We start from the raw sequence: 17,938 nt of genomic DNA, 5'->3' as shown, positions 1-17,938 counted from the left end.
GCTCAGCTCCGCTTCAGTTTGGGATCGAGCGCGTCGCGCAGGCCGTCGCCGATGAGATTGATGGCAAGAACGGTAATGAGGATGGCAAGGCCCGGAAAGGTCACGACCCATGGCGCTTTGAGGATGAACTCGCGCGCAGTGGCGAGCATCGTGCCCCATTCGGGCGTCGGCGGCTGCGCGCCCATGCCGAGGAAGCCGAGTGCGGCAGCGTCGAGGATGGCGTTGGAGAAGCTCAGCGTCGCCTGGACGATGATCGGCCCGAGGCAGTTCGGGAGAATGGTGACCAGCATCAGGCGCAGGTGGCCAGCGCCCGAAAGCTTGGCCGCGGTGACATATTCCCGATTTTTCTCCGCCATCACCGCCGCTCGCACCAATCGCGCGAAATGCGGCTGGAGCACGATGGCGATGGCAATCATGGCGTTGAAGAGCCCGGGCCCCAAGATTGCCACGAGCACTAGGGCGAGAAGCAGCGAGGGGAAGGCGAGAATGATGTCCATGATGCGCATGATCACGACATCCACCCAGCCACCGAAATAGCCGGCCAGGGCGCCAAGGATCACGCCGACAAAGAGCGCGCCCACCACGACGAAAAAGCCGATGAACAGCGAATAGCGGGCGCCGTGGATCAGGCGCGAAAGAATGTCACGACCGACCGGATCGGTGCCGAGAAAGAAGCGCGGATCGCCGTTAATGTCCCAGCTCGGCGGCTTCAGCAGCGCATCGCGATACTGGATATCGGGTGAATAGGGAGCGATCAGCGGCGCAAAGATCGCCATCAGCACCAGGATGGCAAAGACGGTGAGACCGATCAGCGCGCCGCGATTGACGGAGAAATAATACCAGAATTCACGCAGGCCAGAGATGGGCTTGGTGCTGGTGGCGACGGGTTCGACGGGGATGGTCATGTTACTTCACCCGAATGCGCGGATTGATCAAAGCGTAGAGCAGGTCAACGATCAGATTCACCGCCATGACGATGAGCGCGATGATCAACAGGCCGGACTGCACGACGACATAGTCGCGCTTGAAAATGGAATCGATCATCCACTTGCCGATGCCCGGCCAGGTGAAGATCGTTTCGGTGAGGATGGCGCCGCCGAGCAGCAAACCGATTTGAAGCCCGATCGTGGTGATGACCGGGATCAGCGCATTGCGCAGGGCGTGCACGTTGACGACACGGCGCGGCGACATGCCCTTGGCCTTGGCTGTGCGCACATAGTCTTCACCCAGAACTTCGAGCATGGCCGAGCGGGTCTGGCGCGCGATGACGGCAAGCGGGATGGTCCCGAGCACGATTGCCGGCAGGATCAGGTGGCGCAGCGCCGATACGAAGGCGGGCCAATTGCCGTAAAGCAGGGTGTCGATCAGCATGAATCCGGTGATCGGGCGGAGGAAGAAGCTCAGCGCGATGCGGCCCGAAACCGGGGTCCAGCCGAGATAGCCGGAAAAGAAGATGATCAGCAGCAGGCCCCACCAGAAGATGGGCATGGAATAGCCGGTCAGCGCCACGCCCATCGCCGCCTGGTCGAACCAGGATCCGCGCTTGATGGCGGCAAAGATACCGGCGGGAATGCCGATGATCACGGCAAAGAATAGCGCGCAGAAGGCGAGCTCGACCGTGGCCGGGAAAAGCGTCATGAATTCGGTGATGACCGGGCGCTTGGTGGCGAGCGAATTGCCGAAATTGCCCTGCAGCACCGAGCCCAGATAATTGAAGTACTGCTGCCAGATCGGCAGGTTGTAGCCGAACTGCTCGCGCAGCACCTCGTAGCGCTCGGGCGTCACGCCATGCTGGCCGGCCATGGCCAGGATCGGATCGCCCGGCAGGACGCGTACGAAAGCGAAGGCGCAGATGGAGATGCCGATAATGGTCGGTATCAGGAGCGCAATCCTGCGCAAGACGAAGTTCAGCATGTGCCGGGTCTTTCACCCATGGATGCCGCGCCGCGTAAGGCGGTTCGACATGCCGTTTCCTGTTGCGGCCCCTTGTTCCGGACGCTTGTGCGCCATGCGGTAGAGGCTCGTTCTATAAAAAGGGGAGCCCCGTTCCTTGCGGATCGGGGCTCCTGATCGTTGGTTTTAGACCAGGATTATTCCTGGACGTCCACGTAGCGGAAGCTGTGCGTGCCGAGCGGGCTCAGCGTGTAGTTAAGCACTGTCTTCTTCATGGGCATGAACACCTTGGAGTGTGCCAGGGTGATCGCAGGCTCTTCAGCTTTGAAGATTTCCTGGGCGGTGGTGTAGAGCTCGATGCGCTCTTCCTGGTCCGAAGTGGTCTTGGCGGCCTGGATCGCTGCTTCGAACTCGTCATTGCACCAGCTGGAATAGTTGGAAACGCCGATCGCAGAGCAGGAGAACAGGGTCGCAAAGAAGTTGTCCGGATCGCCATTGTCGCCGGTCCAGCCGATCATGAACGGGCCCTTGCGGTCGGCCTGCTTGCCGCGCTCGCGATATTCGGTCCATTCGTAGGTGACGATGTTGGCGGTGACGCCGACAGCAGCCCAGTCAGCCTGGATCAGTTCAGCAACGCGCTGGCCGTTCGGGTTGTAGGGACGCGAGACCGGGATGGCCCAGAGATCGGTCGTCAGGTCGGTGACGCCAGCTTCCTCGAGGATGCGCTTGGCTTCTTCGGGGTTGTATTCGTCGGCGGCGGTCGCATCGTCATAGGACCACATGGTGGGCGGGATCAGATTTTTGGCGTCCTGGCCAGCACCCTGGTAGACCGCTTCGATGATGGCGGACTTGTCGATCGCCATCGTGAGGGCCTTGCGGACCTCTGGATTGTCGAACGGCGCTTCGGTGGTGTTGTAGGAAATGTAGCCGATGTTGAGGCCTTCGCCTTCGACAACGGTCAGATCCTCGTCGGCTTGGAGGGCTTCAAGGTCAGCCGGAGCCGGGTAGGGCATGATATCGCATTCGCCGGCGATCAGGCGCTGGGCGCGCACCGAAGCGTCGGTGGTGATGGCGAAGATCAGGTCGTCGATCGGCTGCTTGCCTTCCCAGTAGTCGGCAAAGGCCTGGTAGCGAATGACGGTGTCGAGCTGGTAATCGACCAGCTGGAACGGGCCGGTACCCACGGGCTGGGTCGAGAAGGCTGCGAGATCGCCCGAAGCTTCGAGCTGGTCGGCATATTCCTTGGAGACGATGGCCGCGAAGTCCATGGCAAGGTTTGCCAGCATCGGGGCGTTCGGCTCGGTCAGCGTCAGCTTGAAGGTGAGGTCATCGACCGCTTCCATCGAGGCGATGTACTTGGGCATGTCCATGCCCTGGAAATAGTCCCAGGTCATGCCTTCGAGATAATTGAACCAGGGGCTCTCTTCATCCATCTGGCGCTCGAACGAGAAGACGACGTCTTCAGCGGTCAGGTCGCGGGTGGGGGTGAAGTAGGACTGGGTGTGGAACTTGACGCCCGGGCGCAGCTTGAACGTGTATTCAAGACCGTCTTCAGAGATTTCCCAGCTCTCGGCGAGCGACGGAATGACTTCCGTGGTCCCGGGCTTGAAGTCGACGAGACGGTTATAGATGGTGTGCGACGAAGCGTCGAAGTCGTTGCCGCCGGTCAGCGGACCGGGGTCGAAATGGGCTGGCGAAGCTTCCGAGCAGTAAACCAGCTGCTTGGCCTGTGCGGCGCCGGCGGTCAGGGCCACCAGGGCGGACGCTGCCAACAGGGTCGTCATCAGTTTCATTGTTGTTGTCTCCCAAACAAGTCTTGCTCTCCGGCGTTCCCGACCAGAGGCTTGGCCACAACAAAGCCCAGAAAAAGAGGCGGCGCAACTGCAAACGTTGACCATTTGGTCAATCGTATGACACTCCCAACTTCTATCCACAGAAATGGACGCTTTTTTCGAAAGCCGTTCGCTGTGTGTCAGCTGGCCTGGCGCCAGGACTTTTCACTTAAGAAGTGCTCGAATGCCTCGCGGCTCATGGGCTTGGCGAAGGCATAGCCCTGAAGAATATCACAGCCCAGGTCGCGCAAGATTCTTGCATGTTCCATGGTTTCGACGCCTTCGGCGACGATCTCGATATCCATCGACTTGCCGATATCGACAATCGAAGCCACCAGTTGGCGCTGCGCTGTTTCGGCAAGGATCGGCATGACCAATTGCCTGTCAATCTTGAGGCGCCGCGGATGAAGCTTTTGCAGCGACACGATTGAAGCATAGCCGGTGCCGAAATCATCGATCTCGACATCAATCCCCAGCTCCTTGATCTGGTCGATGTTCCAGGCAACGAGGCCCTCGCTCTCGTCGAGATAGATGGATTCCACCAGCTCGAACGCCACGCGTCCCGGGGCCAGCGGCAAGGTCTTGAGGCTTGAGATCAGGCTGTCATCGGTGAGGCGTCGGAGCGACACGTTGACCGAGACGCGCGGCACGTTAAGCCCGGCTTGGTCCCAGCGCGCAAGGTCGGACAGAGCCTTGTCCAGGATCAGCGCGTCGATCTGTGCCATGACGTTGAGTTCTTCGGCAATGTCGAGGAAGCGGTCCGGAGTCTTCAGACCTTCGGTCGGATGGTGCCACCGGGCCAGCGCCTCGACGCCGACAAGCTCCAGCGATCGGGCGCAAAACTGCGGCTGATAGAAGGGGACGAAGGCGTCTGTATCAAGGGCGGTGAGGATGTCGTCAGCAACGCGCTTGGTGGTGATCACCTCGGCCTGCAGTGCTTCCGAGAAGAATTCGTGCCGATTGCGCCCGCGTGCCTTGGCCCGGTAAAGCGCAATATCGGCGTTGATCAGCAGCTGCTTGACGTCGATATCCGCCGAGCGGCGCACGGCAACCCCGATCGACACGCCAAAGCGGCATTCATGACCTTCATAGACGGCAGGCTTGCGCATCTCCTTGACGATGCGCTCGGCGAGGGCAATGAGGCGCTCGTCACTGGAGCCGGCACTGGAGACGATGATAAACTCATCGCCGCCGATGCGGGCAACGAAGTCCGTTTCACGGCAATTGGCGCGCAAGACCTTGCTGGCATGCACCAGCATGGCATCGCCCGCCGCATGACCCAGCGTGTCGTTGATCTGCTTGAAGCGGTCGAGATCGATATGGAGCAGGGCGATCGAACCGCTGCCATGAAAGCCGTCTGCGGCGTGCTTTTTGAGAATCTCGTCGAGATAGCGGCGGTTGGGCAGGCCGGTGAGGCTATCGTGGAGGGCGTTATGCTCGATGCGGGTTCGGGCAGCTTCGAGTTCCGCGTTTCTCGCTTCGGCGACCTGATGTGCCTGCCGCAGATTTTCCGTCATCGCGACATCGGCGGTCATGTCCCAATTGGCGCCGATCACCTTTTCGGGCTGGCCAGGCTCGCTGAACAGGGCGCCGATGGAGCGGACGTGGCGGATTTGCCCGTCACCGAGGACGACGCGGTAATCGGCCTGGTAGCTCCCTTTGCGGATATCGCGCTCAAAAATGGCCTGAACGCCATCGACGTCATCCTTGTGTACCACAGCTTGCCACTGGGCGTGATCGCGCGGGCCGCCATCTTGTGGCAGACCATAGATTTCGTTGGTGCGATTATCCCAGGTTTCCGCACCGCTTTCGAGCTCCATTTCCCAGACGCCGACGCGTGATGCCGTTAATGCAAGGTTGAGCCGTCGCGTCAGACGGGAGAGTTGCGCCTCACGCAAATCGAGCTCCCGGATATGGCTGTGACGCTCGCCGATCATGCGGGCCGTAATGACTATGGGAAGAAGGATCAGCGCGCCGGCGGCGAGCAGCAGAGCCCGCAGCGCCCAGGTTGCAAGGGGGTCGGGAGCCCAGCCGCCCTTGGGAATGGCTGACAATTGCCAGCTGCCGGAAGGCAGGATGACACGCGCCGTGACGGGATTTTCTGCGCTTAGGTCAGGGCCATAAAAGCGCGTACCTGCGCTGCCGGTGCCATCCTGTCCCGAAATAGCGATGTCTAGGGCGGTGCCGTAGAGCCCGCTGTCGGCATAGAGTCGCTCAAGATCGATGACGGCGGAAATCACGCCCCAGAATAACCGCTCGCCGTTCTCCAGGGTGTAGACCGGAAAACGTCCGACAAAACCCCGGCCACCCTGAACGAGGTCGACGGGACCCGCAATCGTCAGTTCGCCCGTTTCGACCACGCGGCGCACGGCATCCCACTGCGCTGGCACATCGCGGTAATCAACGCCGATGGCTGCGCGGTTTGCCTCAAGCGGATAGGTCATGGTGATGACGAGGTTGGGTGCCGCGGCGATCGAGCGGAGCTGACTGCCATCGACAATAAGGTTTTGCGCCAGCTCGCCATAACGGGCCTGGTCCATGTCAGGCTCGGTGGCGATCACCGAGACGAGCCCCTTTACCAGCTGGATATTGCCCGAAATATTTCCTTCGAGCTTGGCGCGGATGACCGAAAGGTCAGCGAAGGCTTGGGCACGAAGCCGGCTCTCTGCAATCTGCTGGTTCTGTCGATCGATCAGAAGACCGGCAATAACGACAATGACGAGAGCCACGGCAACCGGCACGATCATGGTGCGGCGCCAATCGGTACGCTTCGTTTCGCTTAAGGGCTCAGTCATCCTGCTGCGCGTTCCAAGAGACATGTTCTATGTCTTGGCAGCAGTTTAGGTCAGCGAGAATGACCCAGACCTAAACGGTCTCGCCTAAGTGATCGCTTGGTAAATAGAGCGCAAATTAGGCGGGCTCGAAGTCGGGATCATCCGTGGATGCAGAACGCAGACCGCCGGCGAAGCGGCGAGCATTTTGAACGTAGCGGTCGGCTGATGTCCTCAGCGCCTCGATCGCTGTTGCATCGAGTTCGCGGACCACTTTGCCAGGCGCCCCCATGACCAGGCAGTTGTCGGGAATTACCTTGCCTTCGGTAATCAACGTATTGGCGCCGATCAAACAATTTCGGCCGATCCGGGCACCGTTGAGCACGGTGGCACCCATGCCGATCAGCGTATTGTCGCCGATGGTGCAGCCGTGGACGATGGCGCCATGCCCGATGGTGACGCCTTGGCCAATGGTGAGGGGAAAGCCGCGGTCGGTGTGAAGCACCACGCTTTCCTGGCAGTTCGACCGCGCGCCGATGGTGATGCGCTCGATGTCGCCGCGAGCGACGGCGCCAAACCAGATGCCGGCATCGGCACCGATCACCACATCGCCGATGATGACGGCAGTGGGGGCGATCCAGGCGGAAGTCTGGATATGCGGCGCGATGCCATCTAGCGAATAAACGGGCATGAGCGCCTCCTAGGGTATGATCCCATAGGCATCGCGCATCTGAGCAATTTCGGAAAGAGTGCTTTCAAACAGGCTCCAGTCGTCGCTTGCAGCAATGGGAGACCAGATTGCTTCGACCTCCTCGATCAGCATTGTGCGCGGGGTGCGCCGCGCGAAGTAGGGATGATCGAGGTTGAGGTCTGCAGCCGGGGCATAAGCCTCCAGGAGATCCGCGATCGGGCGGAAGGCTTCGCCCATGTAATGCTCGGCGCTGGGGCTGCGGGCAGCGCGTTCGGCGCTATGCAGCCCACCGCGCCAATCGAAAAAGAACTGCTCGTATTGTGCCTGGCTTGTGAGCAGACCGAAGAGGGCCGTGACAAAGGCGCCATCCTGCTCGACATCGGTCGGCACAAGACCGAGGCGGCGGAGGATCTGCCGGGGCAGTTCGGCCCGGAATACGGGCCACACGGTGTTGAGCACGGGCTCAAGCGCCTCGACGCTGGAAAGCGGCACGAGACATTCGGCGAGCCGTGTCAGGTTCCAGGCCAAGGTATCGGGCTGGCGGCCGAAACTATAAAGCCCCGTCTCGTCGAAATAAGCGGCTGTGAATTGGGGATCGTAGGTCGGCACGAAACGCCAGGGACCGTAATCGAAGCTTTCGCCGGTGATGTTGATATTGTCGGTGTTGAGCACGCCATGCACGAAGCCGGCGGCGATCCACTGCGCGCCGAGGCGGGCGACATTGGCCACCACGGCCTCCAGCAAGGCGGCGGGCTTACTGCTGGCGCTTGCCAGGTCCGGATAATAGTTGGCGATGCAATAATCGACCAGCCGTATAAGGCTCTCGGTGTCCTCGAGATAGGCCAGACGCTGGAAGGTGCCGATGCGGATATGGCTATGACTGAGCCTCGTCAGCACACTCGACCTTGTCGGGGAAGGCTCGTCGCCGCGGTACAATTCCTCACCGGTTTCAACGAGGGAAAAGCTCTTGGAGGTATAGACGCCCAGCGCTTCCAGCATTTCGGTGGCCAGTACTTCGCGTACACCGCCCTTGAGCGTCAGCCGGCCGTCGCCACCCCGTGACCAGGGTGTCGTGCCGGAGCCCTTGGTGCCGAAATCAAGCAGCCGCCCATCGGCCGGATCCATGCACTGGGCGAAAAGGAAGCCGCGGCCATCACCCAGGTCCGGGTTATACGAGCGGAACTGGTGCCCGTGATAGCGAAGAGCGAGAGGCTCCTGTAGCGAGCCGGGCAGCGGCTCGAAGCGTCCGAAGTGGCGCAGCCATTGTTCGTCACCCAGGTCATCGAGCCCGAGACGTTCCGACCAGCGCCGATCCCGATGCCGCAGCACCGTCTCCGGAAACTCGGCGGGCCGCACCGCATCAAAGAACTGGGTGCCGAGTTCAAGGTGGCGGCTTGCTGGAAGGAAGCTGGTCATGGCAGGGCAACGCCGCACGGCGCTTTGGGTTCGGTGCAAGTCGGCGATGCGCAGCACGGTCTGGCGATCAAGGCCGAACAGGCCTATAGCCGGAACATGACGCGCACAACCGAGATCATCCGCCTCCAGCCCTTTGAAGCCGCAATATTCGACATGGACGGCACGCTGCTCGACACCGAGTCCGTGTTCCGTACCATCGTTTTCGATGTTTGCACCGAACTTGGCTTCGAGATGACGGACGACGTGCACCGCAACATGGTTGGATCGAGCCACGAGCGCACCCAGCAATTGCTGGTGGAGTCCTATGGCGTCGCCTTCCCCTATACGCTGTTTGACGAGCGCTGCCGCATCACCATGCGCGAACGCAGCCATGGCGGCGTGCCGGTCAAGGCCGGAGCATTGGAGTTCGTCACCGAGCTCAGGGCGCGCGGCATCCCCACGGCCGTCGCCACCTCCTCGCGCAACCCGCATGCCCAGCATCACCTGAGCGCTGCCGGCCTGCTCGATCTCTTCGACACGGTGGTCACTCGGGACGATGTGGTCAATCCCAAGCCGCATCCGGAGCCGTACCTCACTGCGGCCAGAAGACTTGGTGTCGAGCCAACGCGGTGCCTTGCGCTGGAAGACAGTTTCGCTGGCGTACGTGCGGCCCATGCCGCCGGGATGCAGACGATCATGGTGCCTGATCTTGTAGTGCCGAGTGCCGAGATCGAAGAGCTTGGCATCTTTGTCATGGAGAGCCTGGTGCATGTGCATCTGGCCGCCTTCGACCCTGCCTGATCGCCCTCGCGAAAAAGTCAGTTAACCATCGGCGCTAATGTTTAAAGTCTTACCTGTTTGGGTAAGGCCCTGTTCAGCACGTCTGAACCGCAGCGATTTCAAGGGTTTCCACCTATCTCCCGCTCCGTTAACGGTAATTTAAGTCGCTAACGCCTATGGTTAACGCGACGTAAATTTGAGCTTCCCACCCGGCATCAGCTTAGCTAGTGTGCCGCGCAGGGAAGAACGGAGCCTCGTTTGCAGGGCTCCGATTGAAGGCCGCCGGGAGAGAACCGGTCTGGCTCAGGGGCAAGGACGGGGCATGAAGCTAGGCTGGCAGCAGATAACCGCGCGTGTGGCCTCACCCGTGCTGGCGCTGTGCGCCGCCGCATTCGTGCTTTTCGTCACCCTGTCGCCGGCTCATGCCGACACCAGTCTTGCAATGCCAGTCGCGATGCCCGAAGCCGTCGCCCAGTTGCGCCAGCAGCCGGCACTTGGCGTCAAGGCCGAGCCCGTGGCTCCCGGCCATCAGCCGCTGACCGCGGCGCTGCTCGAAAACTACGTCAAGCGCCAGCAGCAACTGCGTTCGGTGGACGTGACGCTTGCCGGCCCGCAGCCGGAACTGACACCCGACCTTTTGATGGGCTATATTGCCCGCGGCACGCTGGGCAGCACCAACAACGCGCTTTCCGCCATCGCGACCGTTACCCAGCCAATGTATCGCCCGGCAGAAGAAAAGAGCGTGACCTCAGACGTCGTCGCGGCTTATGTCCAGGAAGGCTACGAGCCCACCCAGGTACGTGTTCAGCACGCCAATACCGAGCGCGAGTGCCTTGCTCAGGCCATCTATCATGAAGCCCGCGGCGAAACTTCGGCCGGCCAGATGGCCGTCGCCAACATCATCGTCAACCGCGCCCGCTCCGGCAAATTTCCCGGTTCGCTCTGCGGCGTGATCTACCAGAACGCCAATAAGGGCCGCTATCGCTGCCAGTTCACCTTTGCCTGCGACGGCCGCGACGACACGCCCGGCGAACGTCGCGCCTGGGCGCGCTCGCAAAGCCTGGCACAGGAAGTCTATGCCGAGTATGCAACCGGCGAAGACGTTGGCGTGCTGCCCAGCTCCGCGCTTTATTATCACACCCGCTCCGTGCACCCTTCCTGGGCCAACACCTTCAGCCGCGTGGCGGCGGTGGATAGCCACATCTTCTATGCGCCGAACTGAGGCGGTATTGATCGCTAGGAAAACGGCGCCTTAGGGCGCCTTTTTTTGTTGCTGACCCGGCAGTGTGCTGCCCCACCCCACCCGGCTTCGCAGGCAAGTCGGCCAAGCTCCGCTACCCTTCCCATCAAGGGGAGTGAGCTGCTTGGGCCGACAGCCGTCCTGATGCGAACACTGATGTTCATTGCGTCCCCTTAAGGGGCTTCGCAATGTCCGGAGGGCAAAATCGCGCCGGAGGCGCGATTTGAATGAAGAAGGCCATGAGAGCTACGCTCGAATGGCTGGAATGAGTGTGTGGCGAGGCCGCTTGCGCCGGCCAAGCCGGCGAGCGCCTATTCCGCTGCCATCATCATCTGTGGCCCGGCGCCTGCATCGGCCTCGGGACCGAACTTGGCGAAATTCTTGCGGAACAGCTCCACAAGGTTAGAGGCCTGCGCATCATAGGCTTCTGCATCGCTCCAAGTCTGGCGCGGGTCGAGGAGGCGCGGCTCGATGCCGGGCACGGCGACCGGAACGGCAAAGCCGAACAGCGCGTCGGTGCGGAATTCCGCATCGTCGAGCGAGCCATCCAGCGCTGCCGTGAGCAGGCGGCGGGTTGAGGCGATGTCGATGCGCTTGCCCACGCCATAGCCGCCGCCGGTCCACCCGGTATTGAGGAGCCAGGCCTGGGCGCCGCTGTCGCGCAGCCGTTCGGCGAGCATGGCGCCATAAACGCTGGGATGGAGCGGCATGAAGGGCGCACCGAAACAGGCCGAGAAGGTCGCTTGCGGTTCGGTGACGCCGCGCTCCGTGCCAGCCACCTTTGCGGTGTAACCGGAAAGGAAGTGGTAGACCGCCTGCTCGGGCGTGAGCTTTGCCAGCGGCGGCAAGACGCCGAAAGCGTCGGCAGTGAGGAACACCACGGTTTTCGGCGTCTTGCCCGTACCACCCTTGGCAACCGATGGCAGCACGGTTAGCGGATAGGCCGCGCGCGTGTTTTCAGTGCGGGATATGTCGGAAAAGGTCGGCATGCTGTTAGCATCGAGCACGACATTTTCGAGCACCGTGCCAAAGCGCTCGGTCGCGGCAAAGATCTCCGGTTCTGCCGCGCGGCCAAGGTTGACCGTCTTGGCATAGCAACCGCCTTCGAGGTTGAACACGCCATCGCGGCTCCAGCCATGTTCGTCGTCGCCGATCAGCGGGCGGTTGGGGTCGGTGGAGAGCGTCGTCTTGCCAGTGCCGGAGAGACCGAAGAACAGCGCTGCCTCACCGTCCGGCCCAAGATTGGCCGAGCAGTGCATCGGCAAGACATCGTGGCGGGGGGCGTGGAAGTTGAAGAGCGAAAACACCGACTTCTTGATTTCGCCGGCATAAAGCGTGCCCGCGATGACCACGAGGTTGCGGCTCATGTCGAGCGCAATAACGGTCTCGGTGCGCGAGCCGTGGCGGGCGGGGTCGGCCTTGAAGTGTGGAGCGTGAACGATGGTGACCGGCATGGCGCTGTCGGAGGCGGCAATGTCTTCGCCGCGGCGGATCAGCAGATTGCGGATAAACAGAGCGTGCCAAGCGCTGGGTGTCAGCACCGTCACCTCGTACTGGTGGCGCGGATCGGCGCCGGCCAGGAGGTCTTGGCGGTAAATTGGCTGCGTTGCCAGGTGCGCCTGCGCGTCGGCGAGCAAGAGATCGAACTGGGCCGTGCTGATGGCGCCGGCATTGTCCCACCAGACGCTTCCATCGGTCAGCCCGTCGCGGACGATGAACTTGTCCTTGGGCGAGCGGCCGGTAAAGGCGCCAGTTTCGACCGAAAGGGCGCCATGTGCGGTCAGTACCGGCCCGCCCTGGGCGAGGGAAGCAGCAACCAGCGCCGGAACGGCGGCGTTATAGCTCGTGGACACCGCGGCGCCGACGATCTCTTCCCGAAGGGTCTGATGGTTGAACTGCGACATAGGCATTGGCTCCTTTGCCACCGAACAGGGCGGCTTTGGTGCGCAAATTAAGAGGCCGGTATGGCTCCGAGCCATCCGGTAATCGGTCTTAAGACGGAAGTTGAATGGCAAGGCCCGAGAGGCGCAAACCCCCGCAGGACTTGGCCCCGCCTTATTTAGTGCGTATTTGTCGCCTGCAACGTCGCCTGAAAAAATAGCGTCAAAAAGAAAGGCACCTCATGCCAAAGATCGCCCTGGTGGACGATGACCGCAATATTCTCACCTCGGTGTCGCTGACCCTCGAAGCCGAAGGTTACCAGGTCGCGACCTATACAGATGGCGCTTCGGGTCTCGAGGGTCTAACCTCCGACAAGCCCGACCTTGCGATCCTCGACATCAAGATGCCGCGCATGGACGGCATGGAGCTGCTGCGCCGCCTGCGGCAGAAGTCCGATGTGCCGGTGATCTTTCTGACCTCCAAGGACGAAGAGATCGACGAATTGTTCGGGCTCAAGATGGGCGCCGACGATTTCATCACCAAGCCGTTCAGCCAGCGCCTGCTGGTCGAGCGCGTCAAGGCAATCCTCCGCCGCTCCGCCCCGCGCGAGCCCGGCGTGCCCGGCAGCACCGAGCCGACCCCAAGCAAGGCGTTGATCGAACGCGGGTCGCTGGTCATGGACGAAGAGCGCCACACCTGCACCTGGAAGGGTCAGCGCGTGACGCTGACGGTGACCGAGTTCTTGATCCTCCAGGCCCTGGCGTTGCGGCCCGGCGTCGTCAAATCGCGCAATGCCTTGATGGACGCGGCCTATGACGATCAGGTCTATGTCGACGACCGCACCATCGACAGCCACATCAAGCGTCTGCGCAAGAAGTTCAAGCAGACCGACGACGATTTCGAAATGATCGAAACGCTTTACGGCGTGGGTTACCGCTTCAAGGAACAGTAAACAGCGTGGCCACGCTCGACGATCAGTTCAGCCAGCCTGCGTCTGAAAAGAGGGCGCCGGGCGAGACCGCGCCGCGCTCCCGCCGCGGCTGGCGCATGGTACTGACGCCGTTCGGCAAGGTCTTCGACGCCGTCCGGCGCTTTGTCGATTTTACCATCTTCTCGAGCCTCACCCGGCGCATCGTCGTGCTCAACATGGCGGGGCTCCTGGTGCTGGTCGTGGGTATCCTTTACCTCAACCAGTGGCGCGCGGGTCTGATCGACGCGCGCGTGCAGTCGCTGCGGGTACAGGGCGAAATCATCGCCGCGGCCATCGCCGCGTCGGCGACCGTGGATAGCGACATCATTTCGGTCAATCCCGATCGGCTGCTCGATACCCAATCAGGCGGCGTCTCGCCCTTCTCCTATTTCGACCCGACACTAGAATTTCCGATCAATCCGGAACGGGTAGCGCCGCTGCTGCGCAACCTTATTACTCCGACCCGCACCAGGGCGCGCATCTATGATGGACAGGGTCTGCTGATCCTTGACAGCGACAACATCTACGCGCGTGGCGAGGTGCTGCGGCAGACCATCGACAAGTCCACCGGCACGTCCTTCTTTCTTGCCGACTGGTGGAATGCGCTGATCTCCTGGGCGCCCGGCGACAATTACCCGACCTATCAGGAATACCAGGCGGATGAGGGTACGCGTTACCCCGAGGTCGCCTCCGCGCTCCAGGGTGCACCGGCAGATTTCGTACGGGTGGATGCACAGAACCGGCTCGTAGTGTCTGTCGCCGTGCCGGTGCAGCGCCTGCGGGCGGTGGTCGGCTCCATCCTTCTTTCCACGGCGCCAGGCGACATCGATTCCATCGTGGCGCAGGAGCGCTGGAGCATTTTGCGCATCGCCATGATCGCGGCCGGGGTGCAGATCGTCCTGTCGCTGCTCCTTGCGGGCACCATTGCCGGACCGATGCGGCGCTTGTCGGCGGCGGCCGAACGGGTGCAGACGGCAGGCGATGCCCGCGCTGAAATCCCCGACTTGAGCGACCGTCCGGACGAAATCGGTCATCTTTCGGGCGCGCTGCGGCGCATGACTGACGCACTTTACAATCGCATTGAGGCCATCGAGCGCTTTGCGGCGGACGTGGCACATGAGCTGAAAAATCCGCTGACCTCGCTTCGGTCTGCGGTGGAAACCCTGCCGCTTGCCAAGCGCGAGGCCGACAAGGCGCGGCTCAACGAAATCATTCAGCACGATATCCGCCGGCTCGATCGCCTGATCACCGATATTTCGAGCGCCAGCCGTCTCGACGCCGAATTGGCGCGCGAAACGGCCGAGCCTGTGGATGTCGAAACTTTGGCCCAGGCCATGGTGGCGATCCAGAAAGACATCGCGGCCGGACGCGACGTGTCGGTTGTCATGGGCAAGAGGAGCGGTCGCGGCACGACGCTGGTGAGCGGTCACGAGTCGCGGCTGGCGCAGGTCTTTGCCAACCTTATCGACAATGCCGTATCGTTCTCGCCACCGGGCGGAACGGTGACGGTCGCCATTTCGACCGAGGGCGACAATATCGTTGCGACCGTCAGCGACGAGGGTCCGGGCATTCGCGACGCGGGCCGCATCTTCCAGCGCTTTTATACCGATCGGCCCGAAGGCGAGAGTTTTGGCAACCATTCGGGGCTCGGGCTTTCGATTTCCAAGCAGATCGTCGATGCGCATAAGGGCACGATCAAGGCGGCAAATCGCACCGATCGCTCCGGTGCGCTCTTCACCATTGTTCTGCCGCGCGCCCGCAAATAGGGTTTGCGCATGAGCAAGCCGGTCAATGTGCATGGGACGGGACTGGTCCTCGGCGAAGCCGGCGTACTGCTGCGCGGTCCCTCCGGTGCGGGCAAGTCACTGTTATGTCTGGCTTTGCTGGATCGCTGGGAAAGCTGGGGGCTACCAGCGTCTCTCGTCGCCGATGACCGGGTCGATCTGCTGGAGGAAGCCGATGGGCTCATCATGATGGCACCGCAGCAGCTGGCTGGGCGGATCGAACTGCGCGGTCGCGGTATCGTCAGCCGCCCATACCAGCAGCGGGCCATCGTGCATCTGGTGGTCGATCTTGTGCCCGATCTCATGCGCATGATCGAACCCGAAGAGCTCCAAACCGAGCTCCTCGGCCATGCCTTGCCGCGCGCGCCGGTGCCGCAATCAGGCGTCGTGAGCCTGGGCCACCAGGAACTGCTCGTGGCCGAAGCGCTGCGCGCAAGCGGGCATCGCACCCTCCCGTGACAAATTACCCCTTGCAACAGGGCGCCATGGAGACAAGACTACGCTCGCTTGCCTGCCTTCACCCGGCGGCAGGGAAGGCAGGGGGCTCAAGTGCTGCCGCGGCGGACTTCTGGCCGCGTCGGTCGTCTGGGGAAAGTGCATGATCGGATTGGTTCTCGTAACCCATGGCGCGCTAGCCGATGAATTCAAGCTGGCGATGGAACATGTGGTCGGACCGCAGGAATATATCGAGACCATCGCCATTGGTCCCGATGACAATGCCGAAAGCCGCCGCGACGACATCCTGGCGGCGATCGACCGTGCCGACAGCGGCGGTGGGGTCATCATCCTGACCGACATGTTCGGCGGTACGCCCTCGAACCTGGCGATCTCGGTGATGCAGAACCGCTCGGTCGAAGTGATCGCCGGAGTGAACCTGCCCATGTTGGTCAAGCTCGGCCGCGTGCGCGGCGACATGGCCATCGGCGACGCGGTCAACATCGCCCAGGAAGCGGGCAAGAAATATATCACCGTGGCCAACTCCCTTCTGGGGAGCTAGCCGATGGACGGCGCCGCCAATGCCGGGCGGGCTCTGGCCCAACAGCTGACCATCGTCAATCGCAAGGGCCTCCACGCCCGCGCGTCCGCCCGTTTCGTGCGCACGGCGGAGTGCTTCGACGCCACCATTTCGGTAATCCGCGATGGCACTTCGGTGGCTGGCAATTCGATCATGGGGCTGATGATGCTGGGGGCAGGGCCGGGCTCGACGATCCTCGTGCAGGCGACCGGAAAACAGGCGCGAGAGGCGCTCGAAGCCATCGCAGAACTGGTCAATAACGGCTTCGACGAAGACGTGGACGGCTCCGAATAGGAGCAATGTGCTCCTGTGACCAACTTTTCGAACTCAACTGGAGACACGCCATGTTCACTCATGTGATGATCGGCAGCAACGACCTCGACAAGGCCAAGCGCTTCTATGACGCGACCTTTGTTGCGCTCGGGGGCAGGCCGGGCGAAGTGGATGCCGGTGGGCGGCTGGTCTATGCCCATGACGGCAGCCGCCTCATGGTGACCAAGCCCATCGATGGCAAGCCGGCCACTCACGCCAATGGGGGCACGATCGGTATCCTGGCCCCAAGCCCTGAACATGTTCAGGCCTGGCATGATGCCGGTGTCGCCAATGGCGGCACATCCGTCGAGACGCCGCCCCATGAGCGTCCGAACGGAGCATTCGTCGCTTATATGCGCGATCCTGATGGCAACAAGCTGTCGGCGCGGTCTCGCCCGACCAAGTAAGCCTGCGCAAGCCTGTCTCCGGCTACTTCAGGGGCAGATGGAGTTCAACGACGACTTCATGCGCCTGCGTTCCCGCAACAGGGACGAGCTTGCGCTCGACATAAGCGGGGAAGTCGCGCGCCTCTTCCCCGCTTTGCGGCAGCCAGTCGCGGTACATGAAGAGCCCGGCCGGTTCCAGGTTGTTGGTTTGTCCAGGATAACGGAGGACAGCGCAGCGGCCTCCCTCGATAACGGCTCTCTGCATCGGCGCAGTGACGGAAATCTCCGGGTCCGCCGCAACGCAGATGTCCATGCTGTAGTCCTCGGGATTGACCGGTTCGCGTTCGGACCGGAAGACCATGAAACTCGAGCGCCCGGTTTCCGGTGCGAGCCCCGCGGCCTTGCACCACGCGCGGAATGTTTCAAAGGTCTGAGGAAGCTTGGCGCGATCTCCCCGGTGTCGGAGAAGCGCCACCGGCGTGGATGGCACCTCCCGGATGATGATGTCTTCGTAATCGAAGATGATTTTCATGAGCTTGTTTCTCGCACTGTCCAAAGGGCCAAAGGCCGAAAGCCACGAGCTCCAATCGGGAGACTTCCGAAACGAGGAGGGCGATTGCGTCAGCCGTTGCCGGAAGGCGCGGGCAAAGGCATCGGGAGCCTCATAGCCGGCGTCCATTGCGATATCGGTGACGCTTTGTGCCTCGTTCCAGGCGAGTGCATGCGTGGCGCGCTTCATGCGAGTCAGCTGAACATAGCGGTGGACCGAGACCTCGAACGTTGCGGCAAACTGCCGATGGAAATGGAACTTGGAAATGGCTGCGACCCGGCTCAGCACGTCCAGATCAAGGTCTTGATCGAGATGCGCATCGATGTAGTCGAGCACCCTCAAGAGACGGGCATGGTAGTTATCGAGTGCAGTCGTCATCGGTTTCCTCGTGGCGCTGCTATTTGGCGCAAATGCCTGCGCCAAGGCTCGGCAGATCTT

16 protein-coding genes are annotated in these 17,938 nt (G+C 61.9%); 8 read left to right on the top strand and 8 right to left on the bottom strand.

The window, feature by feature from the left end:
- Window positions 1-2 precede the first annotated feature (2 nt).
- The 6 genes from JI748_RS13495 to JI748_RS13470 all read right to left on the bottom strand — a co-directional run bounded on the left by JI748_RS13495 (window position 3) and on the right by JI748_RS13470 (window position 8,603).
- Entirely contained in the window at window positions 3-905 is a 903-nt protein-coding gene (locus tag JI748_RS13495; RefSeq protein ID WP_201631562.1) for an ABC transporter permease subunit, read from the bottom strand.
- 1 nt (window position 906) lies between these two features.
- On the bottom strand, window positions 907-1,914 hold the full coding sequence (locus JI748_RS13490; protein WP_201631560.1) for an ABC transporter permease subunit: 1,008 nt from the start codon (window positions 1,912-1,914) through the stop codon (window positions 907-909).
- Window positions 1,915-2,090: 176 nt separating this feature from the next.
- A complete protein-coding gene (locus JI748_RS13485; protein WP_201631557.1) occupies window positions 2,091-3,686 on the bottom strand; it encodes an ABC transporter substrate-binding protein in 1,596 nt (531 codons plus the stop codon).
- Between the two features lie 179 nt (window positions 3,687-3,865).
- Window positions 3,866-6,520, bottom strand: a complete 2,655-nt coding sequence (locus JI748_RS13480; RefSeq protein ID WP_233280526.1) for a bifunctional diguanylate cyclase/phosphodiesterase — start codon at window positions 6,518-6,520, stop codon at window positions 3,866-3,868.
- A gap of 115 nt (window positions 6,521-6,635) precedes the next feature.
- Window positions 6,636-7,187, bottom strand: a complete 552-nt coding sequence (locus JI748_RS13475) for a gamma carbonic anhydrase family protein (protein ID WP_201631554.1) — start codon at window positions 7,185-7,187, stop codon at window positions 6,636-6,638.
- Window positions 7,188-7,196: 9 nt separating this feature from the next.
- Window positions 7,197-8,603 carry a protein adenylyltransferase SelO gene (locus tag JI748_RS13470; protein WP_201631540.1) on the bottom strand — a complete coding sequence of 469 codons (1,407 nt, stop codon included), beginning with the start codon at window positions 8,601-8,603 and terminating at the stop codon, window positions 7,197-7,199.
- Here JI748_RS13470 and JI748_RS13465 point away from each other — a divergent pair.
- A complete protein-coding gene (locus JI748_RS13465) occupies window positions 8,574-9,383 on the top strand; it encodes an HAD family hydrolase (protein WP_233280525.1) in 810 nt (269 codons plus the stop codon). The two genes, JI748_RS13470 and JI748_RS13465, sit on opposite strands and share 30 nt — an antisense overlap.
- 301 nt (window positions 9,384-9,684) lie before the next feature.
- The gene (locus tag JI748_RS13460) at window positions 9,685-10,584 is read left to right on the top strand and encodes a cell wall hydrolase (RefSeq protein WP_201631537.1); all 900 of its coding nucleotides are present in this window, start codon (window positions 9,685-9,687) and stop codon (window positions 10,582-10,584) included.
- Window positions 10,585-10,913: 329 nt separating this feature from the next.
- Here JI748_RS13460 and pckA read toward each other — a convergent pair whose 3' ends face one another.
- On the bottom strand, window positions 10,914-12,506 hold the full coding sequence (gene pckA / locus JI748_RS13455; RefSeq protein ID WP_233280524.1) for a phosphoenolpyruvate carboxykinase (ATP): 1,593 nt from the start codon (window positions 12,504-12,506) through the stop codon (window positions 10,914-10,916).
- Between the two features lie 218 nt (window positions 12,507-12,724).
- Here pckA and JI748_RS13450 point away from each other — a divergent pair, with 218 nt between their 5' ends.
- From JI748_RS13450 to JI748_RS13425, 6 genes are all read left to right on the top strand, one after another.
- Entirely contained in the window at window positions 12,725-13,435 is a 711-nt protein-coding gene (locus JI748_RS13450; protein WP_201631531.1) for a response regulator transcription factor, read from the top strand.
- A gap of 95 nt (window positions 13,436-13,530) precedes the next feature.
- Window positions 13,531-15,219: a sensor histidine kinase gene (locus tag JI748_RS13445; protein ID WP_201637355.1), complete on the top strand. Its 1,689-nt coding sequence runs from the start codon at window positions 13,531-13,533 to the stop codon at window positions 15,217-15,219.
- Between the two features lie 9 nt (window positions 15,220-15,228).
- Window positions 15,229-15,696 (top strand): HPr kinase/phosphorylase, encoded by a 468-nt coding sequence (locus tag JI748_RS13440; RefSeq protein ID WP_201631528.1) that lies wholly within the window; start codon window positions 15,229-15,231, stop codon window positions 15,694-15,696.
- Between the two features lie 139 nt (window positions 15,697-15,835).
- Window positions 15,836-16,234, top strand: a complete 399-nt coding sequence (locus JI748_RS13435) for a PTS sugar transporter subunit IIA (protein ID WP_201631525.1) — start codon at window positions 15,836-15,838, stop codon at window positions 16,232-16,234.
- A 3-nt stretch (window positions 16,235-16,237) separates the two neighbouring features.
- Window positions 16,238-16,546, top strand: coding sequence for an HPr family phosphocarrier protein (locus JI748_RS13430; RefSeq protein WP_201631522.1), 309 nt, complete (start codon window positions 16,238-16,240; stop codon window positions 16,544-16,546).
- 50 nt (window positions 16,547-16,596) lie between these two features.
- Window positions 16,597-16,971: a VOC family protein gene (locus JI748_RS13425; protein WP_201631519.1), complete on the top strand. Its 375-nt coding sequence runs from the start codon at window positions 16,597-16,599 to the stop codon at window positions 16,969-16,971.
- A gap of 22 nt (window positions 16,972-16,993) precedes the next feature.
- Here the strand turns inward: JI748_RS13425 and JI748_RS13420 are convergent, their stop codons facing one another.
- Entirely contained in the window at window positions 16,994-17,878 is an 885-nt protein-coding gene (locus JI748_RS13420) for an AraC family transcriptional regulator (RefSeq protein ID WP_201631516.1), read from the bottom strand.
- Window positions 17,879-17,938 lie beyond the last annotated feature (60 nt).

It is taken from the genome of Devosia rhizoryzae, from assembly GCF_016698665.1.
GTDB classification, from domain to species: domain Bacteria; phylum Pseudomonadota; class Alphaproteobacteria; order Rhizobiales; family Devosiaceae; genus Devosia; species Devosia rhizoryzae.
This window is presented reverse-complemented; position numbering and strand designations above follow the sequence as displayed.

Bases quoted from the DNA above. Each gene is read 5' to 3' on its own strand.
- JI748_RS13495 (WP_201631562.1), bottom strand. From the start codon at position 905: ATGACCATCCCCGTCGAACCCGTCGCCACCAGCACCAAGCCCATCTCT.
- JI748_RS13490 (WP_201631560.1), bottom strand. From the start codon at position 1,914: ATGCTGAACTTCGTCTTGCGCAGGATTGCGCTCCTGATACCGACCATT.
- JI748_RS13485 (WP_201631557.1), bottom strand. From the start codon at position 3,686: ATGAAACTGATGACGACCCTGTTGGCAGCGTCCGCCCTGGTGGCCCTG.
- JI748_RS13480 (WP_233280526.1), bottom strand. From the start codon at position 6,520: ATGACTGAGCCCTTAAGCGAAACGAAGCGTACCGATTGGCGCCGCACC.
- JI748_RS13475 (WP_201631554.1), bottom strand. From the start codon at position 7,187: ATGCCCGTTTATTCGCTAGATGGCATCGCGCCGCATATCCAGACTTCC.
- JI748_RS13470 (WP_201631540.1), bottom strand. From the start codon at position 8,603: ATGACCAGCTTCCTTCCAGCAAGCCGCCACCTTGAACTCGGCACCCAG.
- JI748_RS13460 (WP_201631537.1), top strand. From the start codon at position 9,685: ATGAAGCTAGGCTGGCAGCAGATAACCGCGCGTGTGGCCTCACCCGTG.
- pckA (WP_233280524.1), bottom strand. From the start codon at position 12,506: ATGTCGCAGTTCAACCATCAGACCCTTCGGGAAGAGATCGTCGGCGCC.
- JI748_RS13450 (WP_201631531.1), top strand. From the start codon at position 12,725: ATGCCAAAGATCGCCCTGGTGGACGATGACCGCAATATTCTCACCTCG.
- JI748_RS13445 (WP_201637355.1), top strand. From the start codon at position 13,531: ATGGTACTGACGCCGTTCGGCAAGGTCTTCGACGCCGTCCGGCGCTTT.
- JI748_RS13440 (WP_201631528.1), top strand. From the start codon at position 15,229: ATGAGCAAGCCGGTCAATGTGCATGGGACGGGACTGGTCCTCGGCGAA.
- JI748_RS13435 (WP_201631525.1), top strand. From the start codon at position 15,836: ATGATCGGATTGGTTCTCGTAACCCATGGCGCGCTAGCCGATGAATTC.
- JI748_RS13430 (WP_201631522.1), top strand. From the start codon at position 16,238: ATGGACGGCGCCGCCAATGCCGGGCGGGCTCTGGCCCAACAGCTGACC.
- JI748_RS13425 (WP_201631519.1), top strand. From the start codon at position 16,597: ATGTTCACTCATGTGATGATCGGCAGCAACGACCTCGACAAGGCCAAG.
- JI748_RS13420 (WP_201631516.1), bottom strand. From the start codon at position 17,878: ATGACGACTGCACTCGATAACTACCATGCCCGTCTCTTGAGGGTGCTC.